Source organism: Rhodoferax sp. TS-BS-61-7 (assembly GCF_002943465.1).
In the GTDB taxonomy this organism is placed as follows: domain Bacteria; phylum Pseudomonadota; class Gammaproteobacteria; order Burkholderiales; family Burkholderiaceae_C; genus Allorhodoferax.
This window is the reverse complement of the sequence record NZ_PTQY01000001.1, coordinates 83,577-105,491: the sequence shown is the minus strand read 5'-3', so window position 1 is coordinate 105,491 and position 21,915 is coordinate 83,577. Positions and strand designations below refer to the sequence as shown.

Here is a 21,915-nt window from a genome sequence, read left to right as displayed (position 1 = left end):
GCTGTGATGCAACGCCGCCACCTGTTTGCCCTGCCCGCAGCGGCCCTGCTGGCCAGTTGCGGCTTCAAGCTGCGTGGCCAGCAGACCTTTGCGTTCGAAACCGTTGCTGTCACGCCCGAGCGTGGTGGTGCGGTCGCGTCCGAGTTGGCCCGCTATCTGGGCAGCGCCGTGCGTCCGCTGGTGCCGCCTGCGGGCGGCCAGCCGCCCCAGGTGATCGTGGACATTCTGCAGGAGCTGCGCGAGAAAACCGTGGTGGGCGTCAATACCTCGGGCCAGGTGCGCGAGTTCCAGCTGCGTATCCGCGTCAAGTTCCGCATGCGTACATCGCAGGGGCGCGACCTGATTGACGAGACCGAAATCATCCAGCAGCGCGACATCAGCTTCAACGAATCCGCCGTGCTGGCCAAGGAGGCCGAAGAGGCGCTGCTGTACCGCGACATGCAGTCCGACATCGTGCAGCAGCTGCTGCGCCGCATTGCTGCGGTCAAAACCCTGGACTGAGCATGGCACTGGACCGCGTGGACCAAACCCTGCTGGAGCTGCTGCAGCGCGACGGGCGCATGAGCGCGCAGGCCCTGTCCGAAGAAGTAAACCTCTCGGCCCGGGCCACGCTGAACCGCATCCGCAGGCTCGAAGACGACGGCCTGATCGCCGGCTACCGCGCGCTGCTGGCGCGTAAGGCGCTGGGCGAGCATGTGTCGGTGTTTGCCGAGATCGCGCTCAAGGACCAGCGCCAGGCCACAGTGCAGCGCTTCGAGGCGGCCATGGTGGCCTGCCCCGAGGTGATTGCCTGCCACCTGGTCAGCGGCCGTTACGACTACCTGGTGCGCCTGGCCTGCCGCGACCTGGCGCACTACCGCGACCTCACCAACACCTGGATCGACGACGTGGGCCTGGGCATCGACAAGGTGGTGACCAGCACCGAGCTGCAGACGGTCAAGGAATTTGCGGGCTTTCCGCTCATGGTGCGCGACGACAGCTAGGTCGTCTTTGGCGATTCCGAAACGGAAGTAACTTGCTGTCAATTCAGCACTTTTGCGTGCTTTACCTCTAACGCTTCGGCGCTTACAGCGCCCACCTCCAGCCTAAACTTCTTGGTATGCCGGGCGGTCCTTCAGGGCCTGCGGATTCCGCACCTCTCCCGGCCACCTGAGGAGAGACCCCATGACCCGCTATATCGACGTCCACGACATGCAAGAGCTGGTGCGCCAGCACGGCCTGGCCCCCATGATGTCCGAGATGGCCCAGACCATCCGTGAAGACTTTCTGCGCTGGGAAGACTTTGACAAATCCCCCCGCACCGCCAACCACAGCACCAACGGCGTGATCGAGTTGATGCCCGTGTCCGACAACGCGCTCTATGCCTTCAAGTACGTCAACGGCCACCCCAAAAACCCGCTGCAAGGCCTGTCCACCGTCATGGCCTTTGGTGTGCTGGCCGATGTGGCCACCGGCTACCCCGAGCTGCTGAGTGAGCTGACCATCACCACCGCATTGCGCACTGCGGCCACCTCCGCCATGGCGGCCAAGGTGCTGGCCCGGCCTGAGAGCAAGACTATGGCCTTGATCGGCAATGGTTCGCAAAGCGAATTCCAGGCGATTGCCTTTATGACCCAGCTGGGCATTACCACGCTGCGTGTGTTTGACGTGGACACCAAGGCCACCGACAAGCTGGTCGCCAACCTGCGCCCCTACACCGAGGCGGGCAACCTCACCATCGTCCGCTGCTCCTCCACGCGCGAAGCCGTGCGCGGCGCTGACATCGTGACCACGGTGACGGCCGACAAAACCAACGCCACCATCCTGACCGCCGATATGGTCGAGCCCGGCATGCACCTGAACGCCGTGGGGGGAGACTGCCCCGGCAAGACCGAGCTGCAGGCCGAAATCCTGAACCACGCCAAAGTGTTTGTGGAGTTCGAGCCGCAAACCCGCATCGAGGGCGAGCTGCAGCAAATGCCGGCCGATTTTGTGACGCACCCGCTCTGGCAGGTGCTGGCTAGCACGGATGTGGGCCGCGACAACGCCGCCCAGGTCACGCTGTTTGACTCAGTCGGTTTTGCGCTGGAAGACCTGTCGGCCCTGCGTTATGTGCATGCCTTGTCACAAAAGCTGGGCGTGGGTAGCACGGTGCAACTGGTGCCCGATCTGCCAGACCCCAAAGACCTGTTTGCCTGCGCCACCGCAGCTCGCCCTGTGTTGCGCAAAGCCGCATGAACACCTCTGTTCTGCACCTGATCGGCGCCGCCGTGGGCGAGGGCGCTAGCGATGGCGGTTGCAAGTGGGGCGCCGCGGCGCTGCGCGAGCATGGCATCGCCAATGCGCTGGCCGCTACGGGCCGCACTGCCATCTGGGGCGACACCGTGACTGCCCAGCCCATGCTGGCCACGAGTCGGCTGAACGCCATCGAAGGTTTTTCCGAACGTTTGGCCGGCACGGTGGCCCAAGTGCTGCGCCAGAACCAGCAGCCGCTGGTGCTGGGTGGTGACCATTCCTGCGCCGTGGGTACCTGGAGCGCGGTGGCTGACCACCTGCGCCCGCAAGGCGCGCTGGGGTTGGTGTGGATCGACGCGCATCTGGATGCCCACACCCCCGAGACATCGGACAGCCAGGCCCCGCACGGCATGCCCGTGGCGGCCCTGCTGGGCCATGGTTCGGAGGGCATGACAGATCTCTTCGGCTGGCGCCACAAGCTGCGGCCCGAGCATCTGGTCATCATTGGCGCACGCAGCTACGAGCCAGCTGAGAGGGCCTTGCTCGACAGCCTGGGTGTGCGTGTGATGTACATGCCCGAAGTACTGGAGCGCGGTTTTGCGGCTTGCTTTGATGAGGCCCGCGCCCGTGTGCAGGCCGGCACTGTAGGCTGGGGCATTAGTTTTGACTTGGACGGCCTGGACCCGCGCGATGCGCCGGGCACGGGCACGCCGGTAGAGCAGGGTATTCGCTTGGCCGACGCCCTGCAGGTGCTGACTGGTTGCAGCCAGGACTCGCGGTTTATGGCGCTGGAACTAACCGAATACAACCCGCTGCGTGACTTTGGTGGCCAAACCGCCCAGGCGGCGACGGACTTGGTGTGTGCGGTGTTGGCGCCTGAAGCCACAGCACTGGGGCTGGCGGCCTGAGCGCAGCCTGGGGCTTTAGTTTCAGCGCCGGGCCGTCCCAAGCTGAAACGCACCCCCTTGGGGGGGCAGCGACCCGCGTAGCGGCGGAGCGTGGGGGCCTTAAACTTGCCCCCTATGCAACTCGCGGCGAATCAACTCAGCAACCACCTGCAGCGCGGGCTCAAGAGCCTGTACACCTTGCACGGGGATGAGCCGCTGCTGCAGCAAGAGGCGCTGGACGCGATCCGCGCCCATGCCCGCGCCAAAGGCTATACCGAGCGCACCTCGCACACCGTGGCAGGTGCCCACTTTGACTGGAGCGAGGTGTTGGCGGCTGGCGGCTCGCTGAGCCTGTTTGCTGACAAGCAGATCGTCGAAATCCGCATCCCCAGCGGCAAGCCCGGCAAGGACGGCAGCGTGGCGCTGCAACAGCTTGCCGAAGGCGCACAGGGCAACGATTCCACGCTCACCATCGTTTTGCTGCCGCGTCTGGACAAGATGACCAAGTCCACCGCCTGGTTTGCGGCTTTGGATGCCAACGGCATCACGCTGGAAGTCAGCCCGGTGGAACGCGGTGCCTTGCCACAGTGGATCGCCCAGCGTTTGGGCGCGCAGGGCCAGCGCGTGGAAGCTGGCGAAGAAGGCCAGCGCACGCTGCAGTTTTTTGCCGACCGCGTGGAGGGCAACCTGCTGGCCGCGCACCAGGAAATTCAAAAACTCGGACTGCTGTTCCCCGTCGATGCAGCATCAGGAGACACGGGCGGCGTGCTGACGTTGGAGCAGGTCGAAAGCGCCGTGCTGAATGTGGCCCGCTACGACGTGTTCAAACTCAGTGAAGCGGTCTTGGCCGGTCAGGCAGTGCGCGTGCAGCGCATGCTGGACGGCCTGCAGGCCGAGGGCGAGGCCGAGGTGCTGGTGCATTACACGCTGGCCGAAGACATCCGCGCCCTCAAGCGCGTGAAAGACGCCATGGCCCAAGGCCGCCCCCTGCCCATGGCCCTGCGCGAGAACCGTATCTGGGGTGTGAAAGAGCGCTTGTTCGAGCGCGTGTTACCCAAACTCTCCGAATCCAAACTGGCCGAGCTGCTGCAATCCGCCCACGTGGTGGACGGCATCGTCAAAGGCCTCAAACAACCCGATTGGCCCACCACCGGCTGGCAGGCGCTGCACCGGCTGGCGTTGCAGTTGTGTGGCTTGTGCGGGGCTGCCCCCAAAGCCGCCGCCCCGGCCTACGCCAGGCGCTAAGGCGGCCCTGGGATGTGGGTACCGGCCCTGCACGTTGGTCGCCCCCTGCGCAATCTGCGAAAATCCCCCCATGAACGCGACCAACACCACCGAATACACCCTGGCCCTCGGTTCTCAGGCCAAAGTGGCATCCGCCCTTATGGCGCGTGCACCAGCAGCTACTAAAAACGTAGCGCTTCGGGCCTTGGCAAGGCTGCTGCGCGAAAACACGGCGGCCTTGCAGGTGGACAATGCCAAGGACATTGAGCGTGCCATCGCCAACGGCCTGGCCGCGCCCATGGTGGACCGGCTGAAATTGACGCCAAAGGTGCTGGAAACCTGTGCCGAAGGCTGCGAGCAGCTGGCGGCCATGGCGGACGTGATTGGCGAGATCATCGGCATGAAGCAGCAGCCCAGCGGCATCCGCGTGGGCCAGATGCGGGTGCCGATTGGCGTGTTTGGCATGATTTTCGAGAGCCGGCCGAATGTAACGATCGAGGCGGCCAGCCTGTCTATCAAGAGCGGCAATGCCTGCATCTTGCGTGGTGGCTCGGAGGCAATTGACTCCAACAAGGCGCTGGCTCGGTTGGTACAGCAAGCTTTAACCGAGAGTGGCCTGCCTGCCGACGCGGTGCAGCTGGTGCAGACCACCGACCGCGAAGTGGTGGGGCAGCTCATTGCCATGCCGCAGTTTGTGGATGTGATCATTCCGCGCGGCGGCAAGGGGCTGATCGAGCGCATCAGCCGCGATGCCAAGGTGCCCGTCATCAAACACCTGGACGGCAACTGCCACACCTATGTGGACGACCCCTGTGACATCGCCATGGCCGTCAAGGTGGCGGACAACGCCAAGACCAACAAGTACAGCCCCTGTAACGCGACCGAAGGCCTGCTGGTGGCGCGGGGCGTGGCGGCCGCGTTTTTGCCGCGCATCGGCGCGGTCTATGCGGCCAAGGGCGTGGAGATGCGCTGCGACCCCGAAGCATTGGCCATTTTGACGTCAAATCTGCCTCTAGCCCCCGTGGATATTGCGCAAATAGCTCCTAATTCAGGAGCAAAGCTGGTGCCTGCTACCGAGCAGGACTGGTACGAGGAGTACCTCGCACCCATCGTCAGCGTGAAAGTGGTGGCCGGTGTGGACGAGGCCATTGCCCACATCAACCAGTACAGCAGCCACCACACCGACGCCATCCTGACCACCAACCATGTGCACGCCCAGCGCTTTTTGCGCGAGGTGGATTCGGCCAGTGTGATGGTGAATGCCAGCACGCGCTTCGCCGATGGGTTTGAGTACGGGCTGGGCGCCGAAATCGGCATCAGCACCGACAAGTTCCACGCCCGCGGGCCGGTGGGCATTGAGGGGCTGACGTCCTTGAAGTACGTGGTGCTGGGCGAGGGCGAAGTGCGCGGCTGAGCTGAATACTTGGGCTGCTGTTTTTCTGGCGGTTTGCGGCAAAGGACTTGAAATTTCGGGGAACTTCTCCACCTGAAGGAGCCCCCTAGAATGGGCAGTCCTCTTTGAAAGCGTCGCATGGTTCCGCATCTTGTTACCGCCCTGACGGGCCCCATCAATGAACTCGAACAACGGGTTCTGGACTCCATGCCCGCCATCGAGCGCTGGTTCCGCCTGGAGTGGATGGAGCACACACCGCCCTTCTACACCGCGGTCGATGTGCGCAATGCGGGTTTCAAGCTGGCGCCGGTGGACACCAACTTTTACCCCGGCGGCTGGAACAACCTGACGCCCGCCATGCTGCCGCTGGCGGTGCAGGCTGCGCAGGCCGCGATTGAGAAGATCTGCCCCGAGGCGCGCAACCTGCTCATCGTGCCCGAGAACAACGCGCGCAGCACCTTCCACCTGAGCAACCTGGCCCAGCTGCGCCGCATCTTCCACATGGCCGGCCTCAATGTGCGCATTGGCTCCATCAGTCCCGAGATCAAAAAAAGCACCACCCTGGAGCTGCCCGGTGGTGAGTCCATCACCATTGAGCCCATCATCCGTACCAAGGGTCGCCTGGGCTTGAAGGACTTTGACCCCTGCACCATCCTGCTCAATAACGACCTGCGCGCCGGTGTGCCCGGCATTCTGGAAGAGGTGCACGAGCAGTACCTGCTGCCCCCGTTGCACGCCAGCTGGACCACGCGGCGCAAGAGCACCCACTTCAAGGCCTACGAAGAAGTGGCCAAGCGGTTTGGCAAGCTCATCGGCGTGGACCCCTGGCTGATTAACCCGATGTTTGACAAATATGGCGTGGTGGACCTGGTCACACCGGCCGGTATTGACGCCCTGGTGCAGCGTGTGGACGCTATGCTCACCAAGGTGAAGAAGAAGTACAAGGAATACGGCATCAAGGAACGACCCTTTGTCGTCGTCAAGGCCGACAACCGCACCAGCGGCAACGCCATCCTCTCCGTGCGCGACACCAAGGACCTGGAAGCCAAGCTGCGCAAAATGGGCGCCGGCCTGGAGGCCGCACCCGCGCCGCTGGAGCTGATTCTGCAAGAGGGTGTGTTGACCAACGAACGCGTCAACGACGCCGTGGCCGAGCCCGTGGTGTACCTGATGGACCGGTATGTGGTGGGCGGTTTTTATCGCATGCACGCCGAGCGCGGCCAGGACGAAAACCTCAGCGCCCCTGGTTCTGCCTATGTGCCACTGGCGTTTGCCGAGAGTACGCACTTACCTCAGCCCGGCGTGCGCCCCGGGGCTAGCGCGCCCAACCGCTTCTACATGTATGGCGTCATCGGCCGCTTGGCCATGCTGGCCGGTAGTTATGAGCTGGAGGCCACTGACCCCGACGCTGAGCGCTACGACTGAGGTACGTCAACCCAGTATTGCCGCCAAGTTGCTGCGCTGCAACACGGTTTCAAATTCCACGCAAATTGCTGATTTGTGGCTTGCGGCCTGAGGCGTCAGGAGCAAAATAGCGGTCCCTTCAGGAATGGAACCCGGCGGCTTCTGCGCGCCGGGTGATCTCGTGTCAGCATCAAAATCGTCTCTTGCGGCGCTCACCCTGGGCGCCATCGGCGTTGTATACGGCGACATTGGCACCAGCGTGCTGTACGCCATGAAAGAAGTGTTTGGCTCCGGCCACGTGCCTTTCACCCCGGACAACGTCTACGGCATCCTTTCCATCTTCTTCTGGACCCTGACGGTCATTGTCTCCATCAAATACGTGGTGCTGGTGCTGCGGGCCGACAACCACGGCGAAGGCGGCCTGGTGGCCATGCTGGCGCTGGCGTCGCAGTCGGTCAAACACCGGCCCGAGCTGCGCCGCGTCTTGCTCATCATCGGCATCTTCGGCACCTGCCTGTTTTATGGCGACGGCGTCATCACCCCGGCCATTTCGGTACTCTCGGCAGTCGAAGGCCTGGAGGTCATCTCCCCGGCTTTCAAGCGGTATGTGATCCCCATCACCCTGGTCATCCTGTTCGGTTTGTTTGCAGTGCAGAAACGTGGCACCACCGGTATCGGCAAGTTTTTTGGGCCCATCACCGTGGTCTGGTTTGCTGTCTTGGCGGTGCTGGGCGTGAGCCACATCGTGGACCACCCCGAGATTTTGTGGGCCATCAGCCCGCACTATGCGCTGGGCTTTATGTGGAACAACCCGGGCACCACCTTCATCATCCTGGGGGCGGTGGTGCTGTGTGTCACCGGTGCAGAGGCCTTGTACGCCGACCTGGGGCACTTCGGCAAAAAGCCGGTGCGCCTGGCCTGGTTTTCGGTGGTCATGCCCGCGCTGGTGATCAACTACTTTGGCCAAGGCGCCCTGTTGCTCGCCAACCCTGCCGCCGTCAAAAACCCCTTCTTCATGATGGCGCCCGATTGGGCCCTGCTGCCCCTGGTGGGCCTGGCCACCATGGCCACGGTGATTGCTTCGCAAGCCCTGATCTCGGGCGCTTTTTCGGTCACCAAACAGGTGATTCAGCTGGGGTATTTGCCGCGCCTGCAGATTGAGCACACCAGTGTCAAAGACACCGGCCAGATCTACATGCCGTTTGTGAACTGGGGCCTGTTTGTGGCGATCGTGTTGGCGGTGGTGATGTTCAAGTCGTCCAGCAATCTGGCGGCTGCTTACGGCATTGCGGTGTGTACCGACATGTTGATTACCACCATCCTGACCTTCTACGTCATCCGCCATGGCTGGAAGTACCCACTGTGGCTGTGTATTGCCGCCACCGGCTTTTTCTTCATCGTCGACTTTGCGTTCTGGGCCTCCAACCTGCTCAAGCTATTTGACGGCGGCTGGTTCCCACTGGCCATTGGTGGCGCGGTGTTCACGCTCATGATGACCTGGAAGGACGGCCGACGCCTGCTCAATGACAAGCTGCGTGCCGACGCGCTGGACCTGCCCAGTTTTCTGGAAGCCGTGTTTGTGAGCCCACCCGCACGCGTGGAGGGCACGGCGGTGTTCCTCACCTCCGAGATGGGCACCGTGCCCAATGCGCTGTTGCACAACCTCAAACACAACAAAGTACTGCACACCAGCAACCTGTTTGTCACCGTGAAGAACCACGAGGTGCCCTGGATCGGGCTGGACAAACGTCTGCAGATCGACTCCCTGGGTCACGACTGCTGGCAGGTGGTGATCCACTACGGTTTCAAAAACGACCCCGATGTGCCCAAGGCGCTGGAACAGATCAAGGGCCGCGGCTGTGACCTGGAGCCTATGAGTACCAGCTACTTCCTCTCGCGTGACACCGTGGTGCCTACGCTGGGCGAAGGCATGGCACCCTGGCGCGAAAAGCTGTTTGCCCAGATGCACCACAATGCCAGTGCTGCGGCAGATTTTTTGAATCTACCGAACAACTCGGTGGTGGAGCTGGGCTCCAAAATCGAAATCTAATCAAGCCCCCACGCTCCGCCGCTGCGCGGGTCGGGGGCTAATTTGGCTATCGCCGCTGGCCGCCAAGCGGTCCAGAGGCCTTGGGGCGGCCCGGCGGCAAATTGCCCTCGTTCCCTTGTAGTGCCACAGTCGTCGCTGACAATGTTGCCATGCATTTTTTCAAAGACCTGAGTCTCTCGGCCTTCACGGCCGGTTTTGTAGCCGTGCTGGTGGGCTTCACCAGTTCGGTGGCCATCGTCTTCCAGGCTGCGCTCGCGCTGGGCGCCACGCCGGCCATGGTGGCCTCGTGGATGTGGGCGCTGGGCATTGGCATGGGCTTGTGTTCGCTCATTCCCTCGCTGTGGCTTAAAAAACCGGTCATGGTGGCCTGGAGCACGCCCGGCGCTGCGGTGCTGGCCACGGCCGCCACGGCCGGCGGTTTTGGCATGGCCGAAGGCGTGGGCGCGTTCATTCTGTGTGCGGTACTCATTACCGTGGCAGGTGCCACCGGCTGGTTCGAGCGCGTCATGAACCGCATTCCGCTGGCGCTGGCCTCGGCCCTGCTGGCGGGAGTGTTGGCACGGTTTGGCCTGTCGGGTTTTGCCGCGGCGCAGACGGCGCTGCCGCTGGTGGTGCTGATGCTGCTGACCTACCTGCTGGGCAAGCGCCTGGTGCCCCGTTACGCGGTGCCGCTGACGTTGTTGGTTGCTATTGTTTTTGTAGCTGCTCGCGCAGAATTCACGGGCGCTAACATCCAATTGGGCTTGACGATGCCGGTCTGGGTCACGCCTACCTTTTCACTGGCCGCGTTCATCAGCATGTCGCTGCCACTGTTCGTCGTCACCATGGCCTCGCAAAACCTGCCCGGTGTGGCTGCCATCCAGGCCGCGGGTTATGCCGACCGCCGCGCAGAGGGCGGTGACGCCGGTATTCCCATCTCCAAGGTCATCACCCTCACGGGCCTGGTCACGCTGCTGCTGGCGCCGTTTGGCGCGTTTGCGCTCAACCTCAGCGCCATCACCGCCGCCATTTGTATGGGGCCCGAGGCACACAGCAACCCCGCGCGGCGCTACACCGCGGCGGCGGCCTGCGGCGCTATTTATGTGGTGATTGGCCTGTTTGGCGCCGCCATCACCGGTGTGCTCACCGCCTTCCCCAAGGAGCTGGTGGCCGCTATCGCAGGGCTGGCCTTGTTGGGCACCATTGGCGGCGCCCTGTCGGCGGCGCTCAAAGACGACACCCACCGTGAAGCCGCGCTCATCACTTTCTTGGTCACGCTCAGTGGCGTCGTAATAGCCGGAGTCGGTTCGGCGTTTTGGGGCGTGGTGGCAGGCGGGATTGCGCTTTTGGTGCAACACTACGGCCGCACCCAGCCTGCAGGCACTTGAACTGCGGCCCCTGACCGAGAAAGAACCCCATGGACATTTTGTTTGTTGCCGACCCACTGGAATCCTTCAAGATTTACAAGGACACCACCTTTGCCATGATGCGCGAGGCCCAGAAACGCGGCCACCGCATCATTGCCTGCGAGCCCCGCCACCTGGTGTGGCAACGTGGCGGCGTGGTACAGGCGGCGGTGCGTCGCATCACGCTCACCGGTCAATCCGATGCTTGGTTCACCGAAGCCGAGCCGACCACTGTGGCGCTGAAGGACTTTGACGCCATCGTCATGCGCAAGGACCCGCCGTTTGACAGTGAGTTTTTCTACGCCACCCACCTGCTGGAGCAGGCCGAGCGCGAGGGCGCCCAGGTCTTCAACAAACCCCGCGCCCTGCGCGACCACCCCGAGAAGCTGGCGATTCTGGAGTTTCCCCAGTTCATCGGCCCCACGCTGGTCACGCGGGATGCCGATGCCGTGCGCGCCTTCCACGCCGAACACCGCGACATCATCCTGAAACCGCTGGACGGCATGGGCGGCATGGGCATCTTCCGTGTGAAGGACGACGGCCTGAACCTGGGCGGCATCATCGAGACGCTGAACAAGGACGGCGCCCAGACCCTGATGGTGCAGAAGTTTTTGCCGGCCATCAGCGAAGGCGACAAACGTGTGCTGGTGATTGGTGGCAAACCCGTGCCCTACTGCCTGGCGCGCATTCCGCAGGGTGGCGAGGTGCGGGGCAACCTGGCGGCCGGTGGCAAGGGCGTGGCCCGGCCGCTGAGCGACAGCGACCGCGCGATTGCCGAGGCACTGGGCCCCGTCTTGGCCGCGCGTGGCCTGCTGCTGGTGGGGCTGGACGTGATTGGTGACTCGCTCACCGAGATCAACGTTACCAGCCCGACTTGCTTTCAGGAAATCACCGACCAGACCGGGTTTGATGTGGCCGCCATGTTTGTGGACGCGCTCGAAACCGCCCAGTCCGCAGGGCGCTAATAGGCCGCTTGCGGTTGGCATGGGGGTGCGCGGCATAGTTCACACATTGCCGCTTTATTGCGGCAGATCAGCCTGAATAGTGTGTTGTGCCGCCGCCAGCGGCGCACAATCGCGCTGCGTGGTCCGCTGCCACGGTTGGTGCAGCGGCACGAAACAACGGAGAGACCATCCCATGACAACACGCATGCAATGTGCAGCCCTGCTGGCCGCCAGCCTTTTTGCCGGTGCGGCCCACGCCCAGGTGCTCGGCACCATCACCGCATCCAACACCACCGTCAAGGTCGGCGAGTCCGTCACCATCACGGCCAACATCGATGTGCTCAATGCCAACTACTGCGGCTTTGTGGTCGGCTTTGGTGACGGCACCTTCAAAGACGCCGTGAGTGATGTGAGCACCCCCGTACCTCTGGTGGTGACCCGCAGCTACGACAAACCCGGCACCTACCACGTGACCCTGGGCGGCAAAAATGTGCAGAACCACCCCAACTGCGGTGGCCCCGAGCGCGCCGTGGACATCACCGTGACCGGTGCGGCCGTGGCGGCCAAGCCCGCGGCGCTGAAGGCGTCCGAGGTGTGTGCCAAAGGCTGGAAGCTGTCCGGCAAGCTCAACCCCAAAACCGGTACCTTCACCTGCGCGGCCAAAGCTGGCACCGCCCTGCCTGCCGACAAGCCGGTCTGCAGCGGCGACCTGAGCTACTTTGAGAACGTGAAAAAAGGCCAGTACGGCTGCAAGCCGTAAAGGCTGGCGGGCCGAGTGCCCGCTGCAACGCTAAACCGCAGCTGGGGCTGCCAGGGCTGCGGCTTTGGCAGCCTCTTCTGTTTCGCGCAGGGCAGCGGCCGCAGCGGCTGCGGCGATCAGTGTGGCCTTGCACACGGTGCGGGTTAGCGGCTGGCCGTCCACAAAGGCGTGCAACTCGCCGGATTCCATGGCCACCCAGGCCTCGTTGGTGGTGAGCGGTTCGGTCACCACAATCACCAGCCGGTCTTCCGGGCCGTTGAGTTCTGACAGGTCCACCGTCACGTCTTCGTCCTTGAGCTGCACATGGCTGAAGGGGTGCTGGCGCACCACGTAGCAAAGTTTGGTGCTGGCGTGGGCCCACAGGGCCTGGCCGTTGCTCAGTAAAAAGTTGAAGGTGCCGTGGCGGGCAATTTTGGGTACCAGCTCGGCCAGGGTGTGGGTGAGTTCTTCGACCGACGGTACCGAAGCGTGGGATTTGTTGAGCTCTTGCAGCAGCCAGCAAAAGGCGAGCTCGCTGTCGGTCGTGCCCACGGGTTTGAAGCTGCCATGCAGCGGCGGGTTGAATTCTTTCAGGTCGCCGTTGTGGGCAAACACCCAGTAGCGGCCCCAGAGTTCGCGCGTGAAGGGATGGCAGTTTTCCAGCGTGACCGCGCCCACCGTGGCTTTGCGCACATGGGCCACCACGTTGTGGCTCTTGATGGGGTAGGACTTGAGCATCTTCGCAATCGGCGAGGTGGATGCACTTTCCTTGTCCACAAAGTGCCGTGCCGCCTTGCCGGGCAGGTCGCCTTCGCTCTCGAAGAAGGCGATGCCCCAGCCGTCCGCATGGTGGTCGGTGCAGCCGCCGCGCTGCGAAAAACCGGTGAAACTCAGCGTCAAGCTGGCCGGCAAATGGCTGTTCATTCCAAGCAATTGGCACATGGAAACAGTTTACTCCGGGGTGGTGGCAAGGGGAGCTGGGCGTTATGCGAAATCGGCCAACGCTTATGCGCGCGGCTCACTCCAGAACTTGCCGCCCGTGGCCCAGTTGTCGCGTTTCACGTCGGTGATGATGATGTCCACTGCTTCGGGCGAGCAGCCCAAGGTTTCGACGGTCACGCGGGTCACTTCGTCCACGAGCTTTTTCTTCTGCTCCTGGGTGCGGCCTTCCAGCAATTCAACATGGTAGGTGGGCATGGGGTTCCTTGGGGTGGGGAGGATATAGAAGGCGCAGATTAGACTGCGGGGGTTTCCATTTTCCTCTGACTTCCCCTTGCAATTTTTGTTCCCGTCTTCTTTGCATGGCCGTGCCCGCGGGGTGTTGGCGCTGGTGTTTGGCCTGCACGCCCTGCTGGGCGCGGCGCTGGGCCTGTCGGTGGACGAGGCGCACTACCTGTTGTACGCCGCGCACCCGGCACTGAGCTATTTTGACCACCCGCCGCTGGTGGGCTGGGTGCAGTGGCCACTGGTGGCACTGAGTGCGCCCACCGGCGTGTTGCGCCTCATCCCCGGCTTGCTGTGGCTGGCCACGGTGTGGGGTGCATACCGCCTGAGCCTGCGCCTGCTGGCTAGCCATGCGCTGGCCCAGCCGGCTGCGCTGGGCGCCGTGCTGGCATTGGCGCTGGCGCCGCTGCTGCACATCCTGGGCATTGGTCTGTTACCCGATACCTTGCTGATGGCGCTGACCGTGGCGCTGCTGTGGCAAACCACCACGCTGATGGACCCCGAGGCGCTGGACCGCCCGGCGGCCTGGCTGCTCATGGGCGCTTTGCTGGGGCTGGCCGGGCTGGCCAAATACACGGCCGTGTTCACCGCGCTGGCGCTGGGCCTGGTCTTGCTGTGGGTGCATGGCCTGCGCCTGCTGCGCAAGCCCTGGCTGTGGGCCGCGCTGGCGCTGGCCGTAGTGCTGGTGTTGCCGGTGCTGGTGTGGAATGCACAGCACCAGTGGGCCTCGTTTGTCTATCAACTGGCCCATGGCAAAGGCAGCCAGTGGCAGGTGCTGCATGTGCTGCGGTTTGGGCTGCTGCAGCTGTTGGCTTTTGGCCCGCTGTTGCTGGCCGCGGCCTGGGCGCGCGGCGCGCGGCGCGCGGCCTGGTTGTGGGGCGTGTTTGCCCTGCCCTTTGCCATCTTTGCCTACATGGCGGGCGGTGGCTCCAGCCTGCCGCACTGGACGGCCCCGGCCTGGGTGGCACTGGCACCGCTGGCCGGTTTGGGCCTGGCGCGCGCCTGGCAATCCAGCCATCGGGCCGCGCGCTGGCTGGTGCTGGGCCTGGGGGGGTTGCAGGCGCTGGCCTGTGCTGGCCTGTTGGGCCTGATGCTCAGCGCCGGCTGGCCGGTGTTGCCTGGCAGTGATGCCGCGGTGGCCAAGCAGCCCAACCCCTTTGCCGACCTGCATGGCTGGGAGGCCGCAGGCGCCCGTGCCCAGACCCTGGCCGCGCAACACGGCCTGGGCAGTGTGGCCGTACAAAACTGGACCCTGGCCAGCCGCCTGGGCTGGTACGCGCGGCCGCTGCCCGTGTATGTGCTGGAAGACCGCGAAACCCAGTTCCGCTTCTGGGCTGGCGACCTGCCGGTGGGTGGCAACACCTTGCTGGTGGACTGGTCCCACCTGGCCTATGAGGTGCCGCTGGGCGCCCAAGGTTTTGCCAGCTGCACGCTGCTGGACACCCAGCAGGCCACGCACTGGGGCCGGCCACTGGCCCGCTTCCGCTTTTACGACTGCCGAGGCTGGTCCGGCCAGCCGCAGCCCCGGCTTACACTCGCGCCCACCTCTTGATACGCCCCATGTTGACCCCACCCACCACGCCCCATGCCCTAGCCAGCCCGGTCGCCGCCCGCACCTGGTGGTGGCCGCTGGTGATCTTTGTGCTGGGCACTCCCTTGTGGCTGCAACTGTGGGAGCCGAGCCTCTTCATCACCATCAACCAGTGGTGCGCGCCGCTGGCTGCGGAGTTTTGGACCGGCCTGTCGCTGCTGGGCAATGGCTGGGGCCTGTTGGCGGTGACCGCGCCCTTGCTGGTGCTGGCGCCCCGCCTGATGGTGGCGTGGCTGTGCGCGGCGCCCTTTGCGGTGTTGTTTGCCCGCACCGGCAAGTTTTTCATTGAAAGCCCGCGCCCCGCTGCGGTGGTGGACAACACGCAGATGCGGGTGGTGGGCGAGCTGCTGCACAACGTGTCCATGCCATCGGGCCACACGCTGACGGCGTTTGCGGTGGCGTCTGGCATTTACTTTGCACTCACTGTGGCCCAGCGCCGCCGCCATTGGTGGCTGCTGGTGCTGGCGGCTGGTGCCGGCGTGTCGCGCATTGCCGTGGGCGCGCATTGGCCGGGCGATGTGGCGGTGGGTGCCAGCCTGGGCCTGCTCTCGGGTTTGCTGGGGCACCAGCTGTGGATGCGTTTGCCCGAAAGACAGTTTGCGCCCTCGGCCTGGTGGCTGCGCATGGCCGCGGCGCTGGTGGCCTTGTCGGTTTACCACCTGCTCACCGAGGAGCTGGATTTTGCGGAAAACCACGTCGCGCAGCAGGTGCTGGCGGTGGTGGCCATGGGGAGCCTGCTGGCGTACGCCTGGCGTGTGCTGCGCGGCAAATTTAATGCGAAATAGGGCTGTAGCCTTCGTGGAATATGCGCAAGCAGCTATTAAATTGATAGCTAATTGACGCGCCACAAGTCAATCTGGTTTGCGGGGGCATTGTGATTTCTGCCATGATCCGCGCACCTTTAGGGGAGTAGCAAACCCGGCGCGCAGGTGCCGGGATTGCATGTTTCGTCAGTACGTCGCGGGTGGTGCGTTGCCATTGCCCCGGCCGGAACATGCAGAGGCGCCACCAGTGCGCTCTCCCGCAAGACCTACAGGAAATGTTTCAACCATTTCGAGGTCTTGTTTATGCAAACTATTGCACCCCTGTGGCTATGGGCCACCTTCGTCGGCATCGTTCTGGTGTCACTCTTCGTGGACTTTGTCGTCCTCAAAAAACAGGGCGCCCACGACATCGGCGTCAAAGAAGCGCTCAATTGGTCACTCATTTGGGTCGCCTTGAGCTTCTTGTTCAACGGCCTGTTTTGGTGGGCCGTCAAAGACAGCACGGGCTCCACCGAGCTGGCCAACACCAAGTCACTCGAATTTTTGACGGGTTACCTCATCGAGAAGTCGCTGGCGGTGGACAACATCTTTGTGTTCCTGATGATCTTCACCTACTTTGCGGTGCCCACGCACTACCAGAAGCGGGTGCTGATGATCGGCATCATCGGTGCCATCGTGCTGCGCACCCTCATGATTCTGGTGGGCGGCTGGTTGCTGGCCGAGTTCCACTGGATCCTGTACGTGTTCGGTGCCTTCCTGATCCTCACCGGCGTGAAGATGTGGTGGGCGGCCGGCCAGGAGCCCAGCCTGGACGACAACCCCGCGCTCAAACTTTTGCGCAAGCTCTTGCCCGTGAGCAAGCACTACGACGGTGAAAACTTCTGGACTGTGGAAAACGGCAAGAAGATCGCCACGCCTTTGTTCATGGTGATCTGCCTGGTGGCGCTGACCGACGTGATTTTTGCGGTGGACTCCATCCCCGCGATCTTTGCCATCACCAGCGACCCCTTCATCGTGCTGACCAGCAACGTGTTTGCCATCCTGGGTCTGCGTGCCATGTACTTCCTGCTGGCGGCAGTGGCCAACAAGTTCCACCTGCTGAACTACGGCCTGGCGGTGATTCTGGTGTTCATTGGGTCCAAGATGTGCCTGATCGATATCTACAAAATCCCGGTGGGCGTGTCTCTGGGTGTAGTGGTGGGCATTCTGGCCATCACCATGTGGCTGAGTGTGCGCTCCAGCAGCACACGCAGCAGCGTTTGACCGTGGGCCAGCAGCAAGCCCGGCGCCTGCGGGCTGCGGCCGAGGCGCTGGAGGACCAGCCCATGCGCCTGCAGCAGCTGTTCCGGCTGCACGGCCGGGCGGGGCCGGGGGCCCTGTTGGTGGTGCTGGCGGTGCCGTGTCTGCTGCCCCTGCCGGGCGCAGGCACCCTGATGTCCCTGGGCCTGGCCGCGCTGGCCTGGATGATCTGGTGCTACTTTCCGCGGCTGGTCATGCCCCGCAGGGTGGGGCGGCTGCAGTTGTCGGCGCCCATGGCACGCCGGGCCCTGCACACCCTGGCCTGGCTTTACGAGCAGGCCGCGCGGGTGATGCGTGCCCGCTTGCGCTGGTGGGTGCAGCCCGGCCACCGCGTGTGGCTGGCGCCTTTGGTGGCGGCCATGGCCTGGGCCATTTTTCTCCCCATTCCGTTTGGCAACGTGGTGCCTGCGGTGGCCTTGCTCCTCATCGGTTTGGGGCTGGTGTTTGAAGATGGCTTGGCCGTGCTGGCAGGTGCCACACTGGGTGTCGCGTGGGCCCTGGCCCTGGCGGCCCTGGTGGTGAGTGGCGCCCAGTGGTTGCCGGGCGTGTGGAGCGGCTGGCTGGCTTAGCCGTGGTGGTGTGAGTCGCAGCGCCAGGGTGCGCTCCCGTTCCGGATACACCACAGGCAGAGGCCATGCGCTTGCGGCGATGGATCTAATTAGTAATAATTCGCATTTAGATTATTCCACTGCCTCCTGCCTGCCTGCTGTCCGAGCCCGGATGGTTGTGCCTGGCCCACGCCTCCATGTCCGTCGCCCCTCCCATGCAGACCGTCAGCACCCTCTACCTGGAGCACCACCCCTGGTTGCTGGGTTGGCTGCGCCGCAAGTTGGGCTGCCCGCACAACGCGGCCGACCTCAGCCACGACACCTTTGTGCGCGTGCTGGGGCAGCCACAAGCGCTGGCCCAGGTGCGCGAGCCGCGCGCCTGGCTCACCACCATTGCACGCGGCCTGGCGGTAGACCAGGCACGCCGCCAGACCCTGGAACGCGCCTACCTCGAAGCCTTGGCGGGCCTGCCCGAGAGCCACACTCCCAGCACCGAGGACCAGGCCATGCTGATCAACTGCTTGGCTCGCATTGACGCCATGCTGGACGGCCTGCACCCCAAGGCGCGCACCGTGCTGCTGCTGTCGCGGCTTGATGGACTGGGCTACGTGGCCATTGCCCAGCAGATGGGCGTGAGCCTGAGCACGGTAGAGAAACACATGGCCACCGCGCTGCGCCACTGCATGGCCATGCGGGCCGAGCTGCCATGGGCCTGAGCGCTCTGGACCAGGCGGTGCAATGGGCCGTGTGCCTGCAGTCTGGCACTGCGGGGGAGGCCGAACGCCAGGCCTGTGCCGCCTGGCGCCACGCCAGCCCGCAGCACGAACAAGCCTGGACGCAGGTGCAAGGGGTCGAACAGGCGTTTGGCGCCATCCCCACGGGCAGCGCCCGCATGGCCCGCCAGACGCTGGATGCCGCGCAGGCCAGCGGCAAAATCGCGTCGCGCCGGCGTGCCCTCAGCTTGCTGGGTGTGGGGGCACTGAGTGCGGCATCGGCCGCATTGGTGGCGCGGCTGGCCCCATGGCGCGAGGAGGCCAGTTATGCCAGCCGCCCCGGTGAACGGCGCAAGGTGCTGCTGGCCGACGGAACCCACCTGCAGCTCAACGCAGGCACGGCGGTGGATGTGGTGTTTACGCCGCTGCAGCGCCTCTTGGTGCTGCGCGAAGGCGAGATTTTTATCGACACCGGTGCCGACGCCGATGCCCTAGGCGGCAAGCGCCCGTTCTGGGTGCAGGCACAGCAAGTGCGCATGCAGGCCATTGGCACCGCGTTTGCCGTGCGGCACACGTTGCCCACCCGTGGTGCGCCGCTCGCCAGCACCCAGTTGCATGTGCGCGAGGGCACCGTGGCCATCTACCTGGACGGCAAGGCGCCGCTGCGGGTGCAGGCTGGCGAAACCTACCGCCTGGACGGGCAGGGCACGACCCCCATTACCCGTGTGCTGCAGCCCGACGCCGACCCCACCGCCTGGATGGACGGCGTGCTGGTGGCCAAACAAATGCGGCTGGACGCGCTTGCCGCGGCACTGTCGCGTTACCACGGGGCCCCAGTGCACTGCGCAGCCGATGTGGCGGGCCTGCGCGTGTCAGGCGTGTTCCAGCTCGACGGCCCCCAGGCCGTGCCCCGTGCGCTGGACGCGCTGGCGAGCACGCTGCCGGTGCGCATTGGCAGTAGCCCCCAAGGGCCGCTGACGATCCTGCGCCGTTAAAAAAATTGCGCTCAGGGTTACGGGTTTTGCGGGGCCTGTTCGGCATAGAGGGGACAGCAACCTTTTTAACCGAACGTCTTGTGAACCCCACTGCCATGCCTACCCGTCATCCCCTTGCCTCACTCATCCACGCCTTGCTCATCCACGGCGCGTTGGTTGGCGCTGCAGCCGCCGCCACACCTGGCGTGCCCGAGGCACCCGCCCCCGGTGATGCCAGCCGGGCTGCCCAGCCTGTGCGCAAGCCCTACAACCTGCCCGCCGCCAGCCTGGAGGACGCGCTCAACGCCTTCTCGCGCCAGGCCGGTGTCACGCTCTCCTTCAACCCTGCGTTGGTCAGTGGCAAACGTGCACCGGCGCTGGCCGGCCAGTACAGCGTGGCCGAGGGTTTTGCGGCGCTGCTGCTTGGCAGCGGCATCAGCGCCGTGGCGCAGGCGCCAGGAACCTATGGCTTGCGGGGCGCGAACAGCGAGCCCGCTGCCGGTGGGGTGAAAAGCCTGGCCGAAGTCACGGTGGCCGGCACGCGGGACCCCAATTCGCTGTACAAACCTTTCGCCGGCGGGCAGGTTGCCAAAGGTGCACGCCTGGGTGCACTGGGCAATACCGAGCTGCTGGACGCCCCCTTTGCCATCAGCGGCTACACCGAGCAGGCGGTGCGCGACGTGCAGGCCCGGCGCCTGATTGACGTGCTGGCGGTCGACCCGGCCGTGCGGTCCACCAACTCGGAAAGTAACGCGGTCGATGTGCTGTTTTTGCGCGGCCAGTACCTGCTGAGTGCCGACGTGTCTTTCAACGAAACCTTTGCGGTGGTCGATACACGGCGCATTGCGATGGAGCAGTTCGAGCGCGTGGAAGTGCTGAAGGGCCCCAGTGCGCTGCTCAATGGCATCAGTCCGAATAGCACCACCAATGGCGGCGCCATCAACCTGGTGCCCAAGCGCGGGACCGATGTTCCCCTGACCCGGCTGACCCTCGCCGGCTCTTCCCACGGCCAGGCCGGCGGGCATGTGGATGTGGGCCGCCGGTTTGGCGAGGAGCACGAGTGGGGGCTGCGCATCAACGCGGCCAAGCGAGAAGGCGCGACCGGCGTGGTGGCAGAAAAAGTGGGCACCGAGCATCTGTCGGTGGCACTGGACTACGCCGGCGACAAGCTGCGTGCCAGTGTGGACGTGGCCCAAAACCGCCGCCAGTTCGATGGGTTTCCGCAGTTTCACCGGTTCAACGCCGGCTTCGAACTCCCCGCGCCGCCGCCCACCACACAGGCCATCAGCCAGGCATGGGACAGCAGCGACACCGAAAGCGTGTCCCTCGTGACCCGGCTGGAGTACGACCTCACGCCCGACTCCACGGTGTTTGGTGTGCTGGGGGGCGTGAACTACAAAGAATCCAACCTCAATGCGGGCAGCACCCGCCTGATCGCGGCCAATGGCAACTTCACCGCCCAGCCCAGCGTCTTCGCCACGGGTTCCAACATGCGTTCCGGGGAGCTGGGCTGGCGGGTGCGGTTCAACACCGGCCAGGTCAAACACCAGATGGTGCTGGGGTATTCACGCTTCACCGGCGATGGGCAAAGCCTGACCCGCACGATTGGCAGTGCCTTCACCAGCAACCTGTACAACCCGGTGTTTGTGGCAGCGCCCACACCGCCCACCGGGTTGCCGTTTCTGCGTTTTCAGGACACGACCTCGGACAGCGTGAGTGTGGTGGACTCCATGCACCTGCTGGACGACCGCCTGCACCTGGTGGCCGGGCTGCGCTACCAGAAGCTGGACATTGGCGAGTACGCCTCGGGGGTGGAAGTGCGCCGGTTCATGCAGTCGGCCATGGCCCCCTCGGTGGGCGCCAGTTACAAGCTGATGCCCACCACGTCGGTGTACGCCAACTATGCCGAAGGCCTCTCGCAAGGGCCGGTGGCGGGCGGCACTACGGCCAACAAGGGCGAGGTCTTCCCGCCGTTCAAGGGCAAACAAGTCGAGGCCGGCCTGAAATACGACGCGGGTGCGTTTGGTGCCAGTGCAGCGCTGTTCCAGATTCTGCAGCCGGTGTCCTTTGTCAACAGTGCCAACTACCTGGTGATGGATGGCGAGCAGGTCAACCGTGGCGTGGAGTTGTCGGTGTTTGGCGAGGTGGCCAAAGGCATGCGCCTGAATGCGGGGCTGGCCCTGTTTGACGCGCTGCAATCCAAAACCCTGAACGCTGCCAACGATGGCAAAAAAGCCATCGGCATTCCGGACTACAGCCTGGTGCTGGGCGGTGAGTGGGATGTGCGCGCCTGGCCGGGCCTGACCCTGACGGGGCGTTACACCAAGGTGGACAAGCAGTACGCCAGTGCGGACAACACGCAGAGCATCCCCGCTTTTGACACCTATGACCTGGGCTTGCGCTACAGCACCCGCGTGGCGGGCAAGTCGACGGTGTTCCGCGTTTCCATCGAGAACGTGACCGATTCGTCCCACTGGCTTGCGGTGCGCACGGGCTTCCTGACCCGCAGCACGCCCCGCACGGCCTTGTTCTCGGTCAGCACGGAGTTCTAAGGGCTTGTCG

Annotated in this window: 20 protein-coding genes; 18 read left to right on the top strand and 2 right to left on the bottom strand. The window is 64.3% G+C overall.

The genetic code is table 11. The features are described from left to right. The first annotated feature begins 6 nt into the window (after nucleotides 1–6). From lptE to C5F53_RS00485, 11 genes are all read left to right on the top strand, one after another. Entirely contained in the window at nucleotides 7–501 is a 495-nt protein-coding gene (gene lptE, locus C5F53_RS00535; protein ID WP_105259395.1) for an LPS assembly lipoprotein LptE, read from the top strand. Between the two features lie 2 nt (nucleotides 502–503). Continuing rightward, nucleotides 504–983, top strand: coding sequence for an Lrp/AsnC family transcriptional regulator (locus C5F53_RS00530; RefSeq protein ID WP_105259394.1), 480 nt, complete (start codon nucleotides 504–506; stop codon nucleotides 981–983). A gap of 181 nt (nucleotides 984–1,164) precedes the next feature. Next, the gene (locus C5F53_RS00525; RefSeq protein ID WP_105259393.1) at nucleotides 1,165–2,217 is read left to right on the top strand and encodes an ornithine cyclodeaminase; all 1,053 of its coding nucleotides are present in this window, start codon (nucleotides 1,165–1,167) and stop codon (nucleotides 2,215–2,217) included. Further along, nucleotides 2,214–3,122, top strand: a complete 909-nt coding sequence (locus C5F53_RS00520; RefSeq protein WP_105259392.1) for an arginase — start codon at nucleotides 2,214–2,216, stop codon at nucleotides 3,120–3,122. The genes C5F53_RS00525 and C5F53_RS00520 overlap by 4 nt, the downstream gene beginning before the upstream one ends. Nucleotides 3,123–3,236: 114 nt before the next feature. Then, nucleotides 3,237–4,346 (top strand): DNA polymerase III subunit delta, encoded by a 1,110-nt coding sequence (gene holA, locus C5F53_RS00515; protein WP_105259391.1) that lies wholly within the window; start codon nucleotides 3,237–3,239, stop codon nucleotides 4,344–4,346. A gap of 70 nt (nucleotides 4,347–4,416) precedes the next feature. Then, on the top strand, nucleotides 4,417–5,739 hold the full coding sequence (locus C5F53_RS00510) for a glutamate-5-semialdehyde dehydrogenase (protein ID WP_105259390.1): 1,323 nt from the start codon (nucleotides 4,417–4,419) through the stop codon (nucleotides 5,737–5,739). A gap of 117 nt (nucleotides 5,740–5,856) precedes the next feature. Next, nucleotides 5,857–7,143: a glutamate--cysteine ligase gene (gene gshA, locus C5F53_RS00505; protein ID WP_105259389.1), complete on the top strand. Its 1,287-nt coding sequence runs from the start codon at nucleotides 5,857–5,859 to the stop codon at nucleotides 7,141–7,143. Nucleotides 7,144–7,303: 160 nt separating this feature from the next. After that, nucleotides 7,304–9,172, top strand: coding sequence for a potassium transporter Kup (locus tag C5F53_RS00500; RefSeq protein WP_105260335.1), 1,869 nt, complete (start codon nucleotides 7,304–7,306; stop codon nucleotides 9,170–9,172). A 149-nt stretch (nucleotides 9,173–9,321) separates the two neighbouring features. Further along, on the top strand, nucleotides 9,322–10,539 hold the full coding sequence (locus tag C5F53_RS00495; protein WP_105259388.1) for a benzoate/H(+) symporter BenE family transporter: 1,218 nt from the start codon (nucleotides 9,322–9,324) through the stop codon (nucleotides 10,537–10,539). Nucleotides 10,540–10,568: 29 nt separating this feature from the next. Continuing rightward, nucleotides 10,569–11,522 carry a glutathione synthase gene (gshB, locus tag C5F53_RS00490; RefSeq protein WP_105259387.1) on the top strand — a complete coding sequence of 318 codons (954 nt, stop codon included), beginning with the start codon at nucleotides 10,569–10,571 and terminating at the stop codon, nucleotides 11,520–11,522. Between the two features lie 172 nt (nucleotides 11,523–11,694). Beyond that, complete coding sequence (locus tag C5F53_RS00485) at nucleotides 11,695–12,261, top strand: hypothetical protein (protein WP_146097257.1); 567 nt, start codon at nucleotides 11,695–11,697, stop codon at nucleotides 12,259–12,261. A gap of 30 nt (nucleotides 12,262–12,291) precedes the next feature. Here the strand turns inward: C5F53_RS00485 and C5F53_RS00480 are convergent, their stop codons facing one another. Then, nucleotides 12,292–13,182 carry a class II glutamine amidotransferase gene (locus tag C5F53_RS00480; RefSeq protein ID WP_105259385.1) on the bottom strand — a complete coding sequence of 297 codons (891 nt, stop codon included), beginning with the start codon at nucleotides 13,180–13,182 and terminating at the stop codon, nucleotides 12,292–12,294. Nucleotides 13,183–13,245: 63 nt separating this feature from the next. Further along, entirely contained in the window at nucleotides 13,246–13,437 is a 192-nt protein-coding gene (locus tag C5F53_RS00475; protein WP_105259384.1) for a 4-oxalocrotonate tautomerase, read from the bottom strand. Between the two features lie 76 nt (nucleotides 13,438–13,513). Here C5F53_RS00475 and C5F53_RS00470 point away from each other — a divergent pair, with 76 nt between their 5' ends. The 7 genes from C5F53_RS00470 to C5F53_RS00440 all read left to right on the top strand — a co-directional run bounded on the left by C5F53_RS00470 (nucleotide 13,514) and on the right by C5F53_RS00440 (nucleotide 21,905). After that, complete coding sequence (locus C5F53_RS00470; protein WP_161499857.1) at nucleotides 13,514–15,016, top strand: glycosyltransferase family 39 protein; 1,503 nt, start codon at nucleotides 13,514–13,516, stop codon at nucleotides 15,014–15,016. 8 nt (nucleotides 15,017–15,024) lie between these two features. Further along, the gene (locus tag C5F53_RS00465; protein WP_105259382.1) at nucleotides 15,025–15,840 is read left to right on the top strand and encodes a phosphatase PAP2 family protein; all 816 of its coding nucleotides are present in this window, start codon (nucleotides 15,025–15,027) and stop codon (nucleotides 15,838–15,840) included. Between the two features lie 282 nt (nucleotides 15,841–16,122). After that, nucleotides 16,123–17,082 (top strand): TerC family protein, encoded by a 960-nt coding sequence (locus C5F53_RS00460; RefSeq protein WP_105259381.1) that lies wholly within the window; start codon nucleotides 16,123–16,125, stop codon nucleotides 17,080–17,082. Further along, entirely contained in the window at nucleotides 17,040–17,687 is a 648-nt protein-coding gene (locus C5F53_RS00455) for an exopolysaccharide biosynthesis protein (protein ID WP_146097256.1), read from the top strand. The genes C5F53_RS00460 and C5F53_RS00455 overlap by 43 nt, the downstream gene beginning before the upstream one ends. A 176-nt stretch (nucleotides 17,688–17,863) precedes the next feature. Further along, a complete protein-coding gene (locus C5F53_RS00450; protein ID WP_105259379.1) occupies nucleotides 17,864–18,382 on the top strand; it encodes a sigma-70 family RNA polymerase sigma factor in 519 nt (172 codons plus the stop codon). Beyond that, on the top strand, nucleotides 18,373–19,374 hold the full coding sequence (locus C5F53_RS00445; RefSeq protein WP_105259378.1) for a DUF4880 domain-containing protein: 1,002 nt from the start codon (nucleotides 18,373–18,375) through the stop codon (nucleotides 19,372–19,374). The genes C5F53_RS00450 and C5F53_RS00445 overlap by 10 nt, the downstream gene beginning before the upstream one ends. Before the next feature lie 95 nt (nucleotides 19,375–19,469). Next, a complete protein-coding gene (locus C5F53_RS00440) occupies nucleotides 19,470–21,905 on the top strand; it encodes a TonB-dependent receptor (RefSeq protein ID WP_146097255.1) in 2,436 nt (811 codons plus the stop codon). The last annotated feature ends 10 nt before the right edge of the window (nucleotides 21,906–21,915 follow it).

Coding starts and splice junctions, on each gene's coding strand:
- lptE (WP_105259395.1), top strand. CDS start 7: ATGCAACGCCGCCACCTGTTTGCCCTGCCCGCAGCGGCCCTGCTGGCC.
- C5F53_RS00530 (WP_105259394.1), top strand. CDS start 504: ATGGCACTGGACCGCGTGGACCAAACCCTGCTGGAGCTGCTGCAGCGC.
- C5F53_RS00525 (WP_105259393.1), top strand. CDS start 1,165: ATGACCCGCTATATCGACGTCCACGACATGCAAGAGCTGGTGCGCCAG.
- C5F53_RS00520 (WP_105259392.1), top strand. CDS start 2,214: ATGAACACCTCTGTTCTGCACCTGATCGGCGCCGCCGTGGGCGAGGGC.
- holA (WP_105259391.1), top strand. CDS start 3,237: ATGCAACTCGCGGCGAATCAACTCAGCAACCACCTGCAGCGCGGGCTC.
- C5F53_RS00510 (WP_105259390.1), top strand. CDS start 4,417: ATGAACGCGACCAACACCACCGAATACACCCTGGCCCTCGGTTCTCAG.
- gshA (WP_105259389.1), top strand. CDS start 5,857: ATGGTTCCGCATCTTGTTACCGCCCTGACGGGCCCCATCAATGAACTC.
- C5F53_RS00495 (WP_105259388.1), top strand. CDS start 9,322: ATGCATTTTTTCAAAGACCTGAGTCTCTCGGCCTTCACGGCCGGTTTT.
- gshB (WP_105259387.1), top strand. CDS start 10,569: ATGGACATTTTGTTTGTTGCCGACCCACTGGAATCCTTCAAGATTTAC.
- C5F53_RS00485 (WP_146097257.1), top strand. CDS start 11,695: ATGACAACACGCATGCAATGTGCAGCCCTGCTGGCCGCCAGCCTTTTT.
- C5F53_RS00480 (WP_105259385.1), bottom strand. CDS start 13,182: ATGTGCCAATTGCTTGGAATGAACAGCCATTTGCCGGCCAGCTTGACG.
- C5F53_RS00475 (WP_105259384.1), bottom strand. CDS start 13,437: ATGCCCACCTACCATGTTGAATTGCTGGAAGGCCGCACCCAGGAGCAG.
- C5F53_RS00465 (WP_105259382.1), top strand. CDS start 15,025: ATGTTGACCCCACCCACCACGCCCCATGCCCTAGCCAGCCCGGTCGCC.
- C5F53_RS00460 (WP_105259381.1), top strand. CDS start 16,123: ATGCAAACTATTGCACCCCTGTGGCTATGGGCCACCTTCGTCGGCATC.
- C5F53_RS00450 (WP_105259379.1), top strand. CDS start 17,864: ATGTCCGTCGCCCCTCCCATGCAGACCGTCAGCACCCTCTACCTGGAG.
- C5F53_RS00445 (WP_105259378.1), top strand. CDS start 18,373: ATGGGCCTGAGCGCTCTGGACCAGGCGGTGCAATGGGCCGTGTGCCTG.
- C5F53_RS00440 (WP_146097255.1), top strand. CDS start 19,470: ATGCCTACCCGTCATCCCCTTGCCTCACTCATCCACGCCTTGCTCATC.